At 66.2% G+C, this 10,315-nt stretch carries 13 protein-coding genes; 5 read left to right on the top strand and 8 right to left on the bottom strand.

The genetic code is table 11. The features are described from left to right. Positions 1-84 precede the first annotated feature (84 nt). Complete coding sequence (locus H261_RS12630; RefSeq protein WP_008618042.1) at positions 85-1,380, bottom strand: gallate dioxygenase; 1,296 nt, start codon at positions 1,378-1,380, stop codon at positions 85-87. A gap of 214 nt (positions 1,381-1,594) precedes the next feature. Between H261_RS12630 and H261_RS12625 the strand changes: the two genes are divergently transcribed. The 5 genes from H261_RS12625 (at position 1,595) to H261_RS12605 (ending at position 4,902) form a co-directional block, all read left to right on the top strand. Continuing rightward, a complete protein-coding gene (locus H261_RS12625) occupies positions 1,595-2,860 on the top strand; it encodes a LysR family transcriptional regulator (protein ID WP_008618041.1) in 1,266 nt (421 codons plus the stop codon). Further along, a complete protein-coding gene (locus tag H261_RS12620) occupies positions 2,853-3,398 on the top strand; it encodes a chromate transporter (protein WP_008618040.1) in 546 nt (181 codons plus the stop codon). The genes H261_RS12625 and H261_RS12620 overlap by 8 nt, the downstream gene beginning before the upstream one ends. Beyond that, a complete protein-coding gene (locus tag H261_RS12615; protein WP_040476382.1) occupies positions 3,395-3,931 on the top strand; it encodes a chromate transporter in 537 nt (178 codons plus the stop codon). The genes H261_RS12620 and H261_RS12615 overlap by 4 nt, the downstream gene beginning before the upstream one ends. Positions 3,932-3,961: 30 nt before the next feature. Then, complete coding sequence (locus H261_RS12610) at positions 3,962-4,360, top strand: GlcG/HbpS family heme-binding protein (protein WP_008618037.1); 399 nt, start codon at positions 3,962-3,964, stop codon at positions 4,358-4,360. 332 nt (positions 4,361-4,692) lie between these two features. Then, a complete protein-coding gene (locus tag H261_RS12605) occupies positions 4,693-4,902 on the top strand; it encodes a cold-shock protein (protein WP_008618036.1) in 210 nt (69 codons plus the stop codon). 84 nt (positions 4,903-4,986) lie between these two features. Here H261_RS12605 and H261_RS12600 read toward each other — a convergent pair whose 3' ends face one another. The 7 genes from H261_RS12600 to H261_RS12570 all read right to left on the bottom strand — a co-directional run bounded on the left by H261_RS12600 (position 4,987) and on the right by H261_RS12570 (position 10,285). Further along, entirely contained in the window at positions 4,987-5,637 is a 651-nt protein-coding gene (locus H261_RS12600) for a 3'-5' exonuclease (RefSeq protein ID WP_008618035.1), read from the bottom strand. Positions 5,638-5,715: 78 nt separating this feature from the next. Further along, the gene (locus H261_RS12595; RefSeq protein ID WP_008618034.1) at positions 5,716-5,952 is read right to left on the bottom strand and encodes a hypothetical protein; all 237 of its coding nucleotides are present in this window, start codon (positions 5,950-5,952) and stop codon (positions 5,716-5,718) included. 260 nt (positions 5,953-6,212) lie between these two features. After that, positions 6,213-6,824 (bottom strand): NUDIX domain-containing protein, encoded by a 612-nt coding sequence (locus H261_RS12590; protein WP_008618033.1) that lies wholly within the window; start codon positions 6,822-6,824, stop codon positions 6,213-6,215. Beyond that, entirely contained in the window at positions 6,824-7,321 is a 498-nt protein-coding gene (locus tag H261_RS12585; protein ID WP_008618032.1) for an integral membrane protein, read from the bottom strand. Before H261_RS12585 ends, H261_RS12590 begins: the two co-directional genes overlap by 1 nt. A 4-nt stretch (positions 7,322-7,325) precedes the next feature. Then, entirely contained in the window at positions 7,326-7,970 is a 645-nt protein-coding gene (gene parA, locus H261_RS12580) for a ParA family partition ATPase (RefSeq protein ID WP_008618031.1), read from the bottom strand. 48 nt (positions 7,971-8,018) lie between these two features. Beyond that, positions 8,019-9,596 carry a hypothetical protein gene (locus H261_RS12575; protein WP_008618030.1) on the bottom strand — a complete coding sequence of 526 codons (1,578 nt, stop codon included), beginning with the start codon at positions 9,594-9,596 and terminating at the stop codon, positions 8,019-8,021. Beyond that, positions 9,593-10,285, bottom strand: coding sequence for a class I SAM-dependent methyltransferase (locus H261_RS12570; protein WP_008618028.1), 693 nt, complete (start codon positions 10,283-10,285; stop codon positions 9,593-9,595). Before H261_RS12570 ends, H261_RS12575 begins: the two co-directional genes overlap by 4 nt. Positions 10,286-10,315 lie beyond the last annotated feature (30 nt).

The raw sequence follows: 10,315 nt of genomic DNA, 5'->3' as shown, positions 1-10,315 counted from the left end.
GGGCCGGGGATACAATAGCGGCTTGCCACTGCGAGATTGTTACCATCTCGCACGACGTCGATCGCCAAAAGCGAACGCAACTCCCTATTTGGGCTTGCCCCAATCGAGATTCTTCCGCCCCTCCCCGCCCGCCACCGAATAGAGGGCGTTGGGGGCGTTGCGGGTCGCCTGGAACTGCTCCAGCGTCTCGCCGCGCATGGCGGCGTAGATATGGAGGTTGGAGACGCCGACCACGGCGCCCAGCTTTTCCAGCATGAAGAAGATCACGCCGTAGCGGATCAGCCCGTCCCAATCGCGGCGGCGCACCAGATCCCTTTCCTCCTCGCTCAGCTCCCAGGCGGCGAACGCCTCCTCGGGGCTTTCCAGGAAACGGCGGCGATGGCCGGGATCGATCATCCGGTGGAGGAACTTGTTGAGGCGGTAGGCCTTGACGCTGGCCGCCAGGGTGAAGGGATGGGTGCCGGGGATGGCCTCGACCCCGGCCAGTTGGCGGCCCATATGGGCGCGATGCTCCGCCGCCGTGTCCCTGGGCAGGGGCTGGTCCATGTTCTCGTACACCGCCGCGACGATGCCGGTCATGGACGGCAGGTAGTAGGATTGGTGCAGCACCCTGACATTGGCCGACAGGGCGCCGCGCATGATCAGCCACATGATCACCTCGGCCCCCTCGACGCCGCCCAGTTCGGCGTAATCGGCGACGGTGAGGCGGGTCAGGGCCTCCGGGTCCTTCTCGAACAGCTCCAGGAACGCATGGTCCCACCCGGTATTGTTGAAGCCGGCCCGCGCCCCGTGCACCTGATGGGACAGACCGCCGGTGGCGACGATCGCCACGTCCATGTCCTCGGGATAGCTCTCGATGGCCCGGCGCAGCGCCTTGCCCAGCTTCCAGCAGCGCAGGGCCGAGGGAATCGGGAATTGCAGCACCCCCACCGCCAGGGGCACGATGGGAACGGGCCAGCCCCCGGCGCCGTGGTCGCACAGCATGGAAAGCGGCGACAGGCCACCGTGATCCAGGCGCTTGTCCTGGAAGAACGCCATGTCGAACTCGTCGGCGACCAGCGAGGCGCCGATATGCTGCGCCAGGGCGGCGTGCCCCTTCACCGCCGGCAGGTCCCGTTCGCCGCCGCCCTCGTCGGCGACGCCGTATTCCGTGCCGATGCCCAGGGCGAAGGCCGAGTAGTGGTCGAAGAAGAACGACGTCACATGGTCGTTGAAGATCATGAACAGGGCGTCAGGTTTCTTTTCCCGCAGCCAGCGCCGCGCCGGCTCGAAGCCTTCGAAGATGGGGGCCCAGACCGGATCGTCGCGCTTGTTCCCGTCCACCGCGAAGCCGATGGTGGGGGTATGGGAACAGGCGATGCCGCCGATGATGCGCGCCATTGCTTTCCTCCTGGACCCGCGGCATGCCGATAGGGTGATGTTGACTATAAGCGGGGGAGAAGCGTCAGGGGCATTGCCCATTCGTGAAGATGCGTTCTAATTTTGTGATGTTCTATTCTATTTCCCCGCCGTTCGGCGCTACACTCCGGCCATGCCGCCCGTCCGGGATGGGGCCGGGCAACAAAATTGCATCCGCGGGGACAGCGAGAGTCCGATGGGCAGCGCCGGCATGGACATCATCGATCCGGAACAGGGGCTGTCCCATCTGCGCGCCTTCCTGTCGGTGGCCATGACCGGCAGCATCGCCAAATCCTCCGACGACATCCTCAAGGCGTCGTCGGCCATCACCCGTTCCATCCGGGAACTGGAGGGCGCGCTTGGCGTTGCCCTGTTCGAACGCAGGCCGCGCGGCATGCTGATCAACGCCTACGGCAACGCCGTGCTGCTGCGCGCCGTCCGCATCCACGACCAGGCGGAGCAGGTCGCCGATGAACTGTGCCGCTCCAAGTCCCTGGGTGCCATTTCCCGCAACGTGGTCTTCAACCTGATGTTCAGCGGACGGAAGCTGCAATTGCTGGAGCAGCTCTCCGAACTGCGCCACCTGTCGGCCGCCGCTGCCAAGCTCGGCGTCTCCCAGGCGGGGGCCAGCATGTCGCTGTCGCGGATCGAGAGTTCCGTCGGGCAGCCGCTGTTCCATCGCATGCTCCAGGGCATGATGGCCACCGACACCGCCGACAAGCTGGTGGCGGCGGGCAAGCGGGTCTTCGCGGAGCTTCGCCACATGGAAGCCGACATCTCGGCCATCGCCGGCACCCAGCAGGGCACGGTGATCATCGGCGCCCTGCCGCTGGGCCGTACCTACATCCTGCCCACCGCCATCGCCCACGCCTTGAAGAGCCTGCCCAACATCCGGGTGAAGATGGTCGAGGCCCCCTACGACGTCCTGGTCTCGGGGCTGCGCACCGGCGACATCGACCTGATCTTCGGCGCCCTGCGCCCCGAAGTGCTGTGCCGGGGGTTGATCACCGAGCCGCTGTTCAGCGACCGGATCGGCATCCTGGCCCGGACCGGACACCCGCTGGCCGGCCTGTCCGGCATCCCCCTGGGCGATCTGCTCAACGAGCAATGGATTCTGCCCCGTTCCGATGCCCCCGGCCGCCGCCTGATCGACGATTCCTTCGCCGAACTCGGCCTGTCGCTCCCCAAGGCCTCGGTGGAGAGCGGCGACCTGGCCATCGTCCGCCAGTTGCTGCGCAGCAGCGACATGCTGACCGCCATGTCGCCCCGCCAGATGCGGGTGGAAATCGAGAGCGGCATGCTGGTGGAACTGCCGGTGGCCCTGGGCCAGACCACCCGACGGATCGGCCTGACCCTGCGCGACGGCGCCCGGCTGCCGCCCATCGCCCATTCCATCCTGGACAGCATCCGGCTCCATGCCCGCGACCATTCCGGCAAGACCGGAGCCCCCGGTCATGGATGATTCCGGAAAGGTCTCGCCCCTCTCCCTTCTGGTCCTCTTCACCCGGCTGGCGCTGATCGGCTTCGGCGGCGTCCTGCCGTGGGCGCGGCGCAGCCTGGTCGAGACGCGGAAAATCATGACGGCGGAGGAATTCGCCGAGGTGCTCGCCCTCGCCCAACTGATCCCCGGCCCCACCATCTGCAACCTGGCCATCATCATCGGTCACCGCCGGAGCGGCGTTGCCGGCGCCTGCGCCGCCCTGTGCGGGCTGGTCGTCCCGCCCTCGGCCGTGGTCCTGGCCCTGGGATACGGCTATGGCCGGGTGGGGGATATTCCGCTGATCCAGGACGCGTTGCGCGGCATGTCCGTGGTCTCCGCCGCCCTGATCGCCGCCATGGCGGTCCAGATGGCCCGCGCCCTGCCCATCGCCATCGGACCGCTGCTGTTCGCCTCGGCCATGTTCGCCGGAGTCGGATTGCTCCACTGGCCGCTGCTCGCCGTCATGGCCGGGCTGTTCGTCCTGTCGCTGGCCGTTGGATCATGGAGGCCGAAATCATGAACTCGGACATGGAGATTTCCTCGGCGATCTTCCTGCACTTCGCCCTGCTGTCCATGATGGCCATCGGCGGCGGGGTGATCGCCCTGGCCCCCGACATGCTGCGCTTCGTGGTCGAGACCCATGGCTGGATGAACGCCGAGACCTTCGTGCGCTGCTTCACCCTGGCCCAGATCGCCCCCGGCCCCAATTTCCTGTTCGCCACCCTGGTGGGAATGCAGGCGGCCGGACTGGCCGGGGCCGCGGCGGCCACCGTGGCCCTGGTGGTTCCCCCCGCCGGGCTGGCCATCCTGTCCCTGCATTTCGGGTCGAAGATCCGCTGGGGCGGCCGGGGACGGGCCTTGCGGGCGGCGGTCCTGCCCCTGTCCATCGGCATGGTCGGCACCACCGCATGGTCCCTGGGGACCATGACCGTCCATTCCACCGGGCAGGGCCTGCTGTTCCTGGCGGCGACCGGCGTGCTGCTCAAGACCCGCCTCAACCCCCTTTGGCTGATCGCCGCCGGAGCCGCCGCCGGCGCGGCCGGCTGGGTCTAGCCCCCCGCATTTGGAAGAAGGAGAAGGACGATGACCGACGAACAGGCCATGGCCGCCGTGCTGGCCGCGACCGCCAAGGCGCGCTCCATGGGATTGCGGATCACCGCCGTGGCGGTGGATGCCGGCGGCCACCCCAAGGCCCTGGTGCGCATGGACGGCGCCCCGTTCCACGGCGTGGTGATCTCCACCGACAAGGCGAAGACGGCGGCGGGCTTCGGCATCCCCACCGCCGCCTGGAAGGCGCGGATCGGCGAACGCCCCCATGTGCTGGAGGGACTGAACGGCCGCGCCGGCTTCATCCCCATCGGCGGCGGCGTCCCGGTCCTGGCGAATGGAGAACTGATCGGCGCCCTGGGCATTTCCGGCGCCCACGAGGACCAGGATTGCGAAATCGCCGCGGCGGGCGTCGCGGCGATCCCCGGCCCATAGCCACCGGAAGAGTCAAGGCGGCGAACAATGCCCCGTCGCGCACCGGATCGGCGCCACATCCATTTGGCGTTAAAATTGTTAATAGAACAACTATCGATAATCGCCACTCATAATTCGCGCATTTTTAAGAGAAATAATCAAACAAGAGGCCATTCCCACCCCACGAAAAACACCCCGCGTCCGATACGAAGCACGAACATGCTTGCTTTTGATCGACAATCGACCAAGACTGTCCGAGTCGATCATGCCATGAGCAAAATTCAGAGATGGTCGGCATCTGATGCAGGCCGCGAAGCGCGTGGCTTGTCTATCTCAATTTCGGAGAAATCTTCATGCCGAATGGCAGCGTCAAGTGGTTCAACAGCACCAAGGGTTTTGGCTTTATCGCTCCGGACAATGGTGGTCCCGACGTGTTTGTGCACATCTCTGCCGTCGAGCGGGCGGGCCTCTCTGGGCTGAATGACGGCCAGAAGGTTTCCTTCGAAGAAGAGCGCGACCCCCGCAAGGGCAAGACCTCCGCGGTCAATTTGAAGGTCCTCTAGCCTTCCAATGGCACGGCCGGCATCAATACGCATGCCGGCCGTGTTCATGGAAGAATGGGGAACCCGCCTGGGCGCACCCCGCCCCTACTGATCCCCGAAACTCATATAGCGGGTATCGTCCTGGACAAATCCGCCCGCCATCTTCATGAAGGCTTCGGCGGTCAGGACAGCATCAAGCAGAGCCCCATGATGTTCGAACCGGTCGGACCGGTCGACCCACAGACGATCGCACAGCACGTCCAGTGATCCGGGGACGCCGGGAAAGAACTGCCGGGAAAGGTCCTGGGTGCAGACGAAATCCGTGGCGCCGAAGATCATCTCGTCGAATCCGCAACGCCCTGCCCTTGCATACTCGAAATTGAGAAACTCCATCTCGTTCTCGGCACTGTGGGCAAGCAGCACGTCCTGACCGATAAAGGCCTCAAATTCATCCAGGACATCGCGGAATGATGGGGCGTTCTTCAGTTCCGCGGGATTAATCCCATGGACATCGATCGACGCCTTGGAAACCGGTCCACCTGGCTGGATACGGCGCTGCCAGCTTTCGCCGGCCTTCCATCCGTCATCACCATTCCGCAGCAATTCGAGACAGCCGATCTCGATGACAACGCCGGGCAGGCGCAGCCCCTTTGGCATCTTCTTGATCTCGGCAGGGGATGGAACCCTGAACCCCGTCGTCTCCGCATCGATGGCGACGATCCGCTCGATGGAGGTCAAATCTTCAAGGGACAGCATGGCAGCTTATTCCTGAGGGCTGTGGATGGAATGCAAAGCCGGCCCCCGCCGCACGACTGGAAATCGCGGCCGGCCTTGTCAGGCCAGAACCTCGACATGAACCGCGGGCGTGAAGAACCGGGGGTCGGTCAGCGCGGAAACGGAGATGATCCGGGTCTCCCCCTGATGGAGGAAACTCTCCATCCGGACGTGCGGAATACCGTCAACCGTCTCCCAAACCCGGGACACCACCCAGACCTTGTTGGGTTGGTCCCCGATCTTGACAAACCGGTCTCCCGGCTTAACGGGAGGGGGGGTGCGCTTAAACCAGGACATTTGTCGGCTCCATCCGAACAACATACCACGTTGGAGCAGCAAGGAGTGCTATCTGACTGCCCCGCTTTCCGGATCTTCAATCCGGCAGACGGCGGCAAGGCCCCAGATCGAGGCGCGCCTGGGGGCGGTCGTGGATTGATGGGCCGGGCTGTAGTGCCGCCCCTCACCTCCCGCCCCGGAGCCATGCGTGGCGAATGTCTCCACGAAATATTTGAAGAGCTAAGGGTAGCCGGCCGAGAAATCACGGTAGCAATGGACGGCTAGCCCAGCCACTTGTCCCGCAGGGATTGCCGTTCCAGCGTCAGCCACTGGATGGCCAGCACCGCCATGGCGTTGTTGATGCGTCCGTCGCGGCACATGGCCAGGGCCTCGGCGGGATCGACGACGAACACCCGGATGTCCTCGCCCTCGTGGGCCAGTCCGTGGGTGCCGGCGATGGTCGACGCATCGACCCTCGCGCAATAGAGGCGGCAGCTTTCCGACGACCCGCCGGCGGTCACCAGATAATCGCCCACATGGACCATGTCGGTGGGGTCCGAGCCCGCTTCCTCGCGGGTTTCGCGCCTTGCCACATCCTCGGGATGCTCGCCCTCCTCGATGATGCCGGCCACGCATTCGATCAGCCAGGGATGCCAGCCGGCGGCATAGGCGCCGGGCCGGAACTGCTCGATCAGCGCGATCCGGTCGCGGTCGGGATCATAGAGCAGCACCACCACGGCGTGGCCGCGCTCGAACACCTCGCGCATCATCTCCTCGGTCCAGCCGCCGGCGAAGGTGCGGTGGCGCAGACGGTAGCGGTCCACCTGGAAATAGCCCTTGAAGACCGTCTCCCTGGAGATGATCTCCACGTCCTTGTCGCGATCCATGGCCATCACGCCCCCAGGAGCGAGCCGGCCACCCCGACCACGATGCTGAGCAGGCCGAGGATCAGGTTGACGGTGACGATGTGGCGGATGCGGACCTGATATCCGGCGGCCTTGGGGAAATCGCCATCGGCGAAGGCCCGCTTGAAGCCCTGCCAGGGTCCGAAGAACAGCTGGAAATACAGGGCGATCATCACCAGCCCGATCAGCTGCATGATGTCCACATGGCCGGGACCGCCGGTAAAGCCGGCCTTGAAGCCCAGCAACAGGGTGGAATAGCCGGTGGCCAGCAGCACGGCGATGCTGATCCACACCCAGAAGAAGAAGCGCGGGAACACCCCGCGCCATACCGCCAGCCGCTCGGCCGCCGCCCGCTCGGCCAGCACCGGACGCAGGATCAGATGGGCGAAGAACATGCCGCCCACCCAGACCACCGCCGCCAGGGTGTGCAGCGCCATGGCGATGGCGTAGGCATGGTCGGAAAGCATGGCGGCGAAGTCGCTCATGATGTCAATCCAGTCCCAGGATGCCGGCGATCTCGTCGGCCAGCGCCTTGATCTCCTTGGTGGCGGTATGGCTGGGATTGCTTTCCACCACGCCCTTGCCCTCCATCATGGAGGCGGCGAAGGCCACTCGGTTGCCCAGCACCGTCTGGGCCACCGGCACCTCGGAATCCTTGATCTTCTTGCGCACCGCGTCCACCAGCTTGCCGCGCGACGGCGTGCGGTTGAACACCATCAGGGCCGGCGATTTCTCCTTGCGCGCCATGTCCAGCGTCGGGCCGGTGGCCCACAGATCCATGGGCGAGGGCTGCATGGGGACCAGGATCAGGTCGGCGGCGCGTACCGCGATGCGCACTTCGGTCTCGGCGTGAGGCGGCGAATCGATCAGCACCAGATCCACGTCGCGCTTCAGGCGTTCCAGTTCGGTGGACAGCCGCCAGCCCGAGGCCTGGACGAAGGTGATGCCGCCGCCCGTTTCCTCGACCAGCGCCTTGCGGATGTCGTACCAGGCGGCCAGCGAGCCCTGGGGATCGATGTCCAGCAGCCCGACCCGGCGCCCGGCGCGGGCGAAGGCCACCGCCAGTTGCGCGGCGATGGTGGTCTTTCCGGCGCCGCCCTTCTGCTGGGCGATGGTTACGGCCTTGGCCGCCATGATGTCCCCCTCGTCACGATTGCTGGCAAGAAGGCTATCCCTTTGGCCTCATTTTGCAAGGGGGGTTGAGCCGTCGCAGCGGATTCCCAGGGTAAAGACGGTTTCCTCACCCGCCTCGCAGCGGTCGTCCGGAGCGAACCTTCCCAGTTCGCGGTTCGCCCAGGTTGGCAGCCGGTGCCCCTGGCTGCCGCGGAACACCGTGCAGGGCCAGGCGGCCACCACCTCGGCCACGCTCATGGGCTTGTTCCACTGCATGAAGCCGCTGCCCCACCAGGAATGCTCGTTGATGAACCAGGTGTAGTGGTCCTTGGGCATGAACTCGGCCAGCCGGGGCGAATAGCGGCCCTGGGAATTCATGTCGCCGCGCTGCAGGGCGTAGGGCAGGCTGGACGCCGAATCGTAGTCGATCTTGGCGCAGGCCTTGAACCGGCTCATGTCGAAGGCCTGGGTCTCGGCGGTCCAGCGGGCCAGTTCGGCATATTGCTTCCACGAGGCCTGGGCGCTGACCGCCACCAGGACGAGGCCGAGCACGCCCCACGCCCGCAGATGAGGCCGGGACGGAAACACCTTGGCCGACAGAACGAACAGAATGGCGAGGCTGGGCCCGGTCAGCAGCAGGGCCGGCACCAGGTAATGGGCGGCGGGCTGCTTGGCCACCGCCAGGATGGTGAACACCTCGGCCGCCACCAGACCGGCCAGCAGACCGGCCAGCCTGTCGGCCTTGATCAGGCCGCGCCGGCGCAGCCGGACATAGCCGCCCAGAGCGAACAGCGACAGCCCCACCACCATGGTGAAGATGATCTTCGAGCCGAACAGGCCGACCACCGCCTTGCCGTAGCGGCCGGACTGGACCATTCCTGCCTCGCCGGCGCCATAGGCGCCGCTGTGGGTCAGCACCTTGGCCCACCAGCCCAGGAAGATGTCCAGCGACGGCAGGGCGGGCGAAAAGAAGATCAGGAACCCGGCGATGGTGGAGAGCGGCAGCACCAGGAACAGCCGGCGGCGGTCAAGGATGAACAGCGGCACCAGCCCCAGCGCCACGAACTGAATCTTGCAGGCGATGCCGAAGCCCAGCGCCAGCCCCAGCCACCCCACCTGGCGGTCGGTCGGCGTCCCGGCCCTCGCCACCTTCAGCGCGGCGACCAGCACCCAGCAGACGGCGATGATCAGGAAGCCCTCGGGCTTGGGATGCAGGCCGAACTTGGGGATGATCATGGACAGGAACGGCGCGCCCTGGGCCAGCAGGGCCGGGGCCAGCCGGCCGGTGGCCGAGCGGAAGCCGTGGCCCAGCGCCACCAGCGACAGGCCGATCAGCAGGTACATGGCATAGGAGACCATGGCCAGATGGCGCTCGGGGTCGCGCAACACCGCGTCGACGATGGCCCCGGTGGGCTCGCCCACATGCATCAGCCGGAAGACCAGGGCGAAGAACACATGTACCGGCGTGCCGGGATGGCCCATGTCGGTGGGAGCCAGCCCCTCGACCAGCAGCAGGCCGTTGGTCAGGTAATAGTAGTCGGGGTCCAGGTTGAACACCTGCCAGAACGGCTGCGAGGCGATCCCCATGGCGAACAGCAGGGCGGTGAACAGGGCGGGCAGGACCAGGAGGGCAAGGTTACGGTTCACGGCTTCACCTGCAGGACGGCGATCAGGTTGGCGCTCCAGATCTCGGGCGGATTGAGCAGGGCCCAGGACAGCAGCCTGCCGACCACGGCGTCGGTGAAACGCCGCCGGGCCGAGCCCTGGCGCTGGCCGTAGAGCAACGGCGCGGCGAAGCCGGCGGCGTCGGCCAGCTGGCGCACGGAAATGGGGGCGAAGGCGGTGCGGTGGGTGAGATCGCCGTACTGGTAGGGCAGCCCCCAGGGCGAACCGGCATTGGGTACCTTGAGGATCACCCGCCCGTCCTCGGCGAGGCGTCCGCGCAGGGATTGCAGCAGACGCAGCGCGTCGGAAGCCTCGAAATGCTCCAGCACGTCCAGCAGGACGATGCGGTCGAAACGGCCCAGGGAATCGTCGGCCAGCACCTCCCACACGTCGCGGCAGAGGAAATCGTCACGCGCCGCCTCGGGCATCACCTTGGCCAGGGCCGGATCATGGTCGATGCCCAGGACGCGGCGCACTCCCTTGCCGCGCAGATAGGCGAGGAAGCCGCCGGTGCCGCAGCCGATCTCCAGAAAGGAATGGGACGACGCGCATCGGGCCGGCTCCCAGATTTCGGCGTCGAAGCGCCTGACCTGCTTCGGGCCGATCTCGGGCGTCGCATAGCCCTTGTGGCTGGCATAGGTGCCGTAGAATCCCGGCGCACGCTGGTTCAAACCGGCCTCCCCTGTCTGTGCGTTGGGTGT

Origin of the sequence: Paramagnetospirillum caucaseum (assembly GCF_000342045.1) — a bacterium.
GTDB classification, from domain to species: Bacteria; Pseudomonadota; Alphaproteobacteria; order Rhodospirillales; family Magnetospirillaceae; genus Phaeospirillum; species Phaeospirillum caucaseum.
The sequence above is the reverse complement of the archived record's forward strand: the minus strand, read 5'-3'. Positions and strand labels throughout refer to the sequence as shown.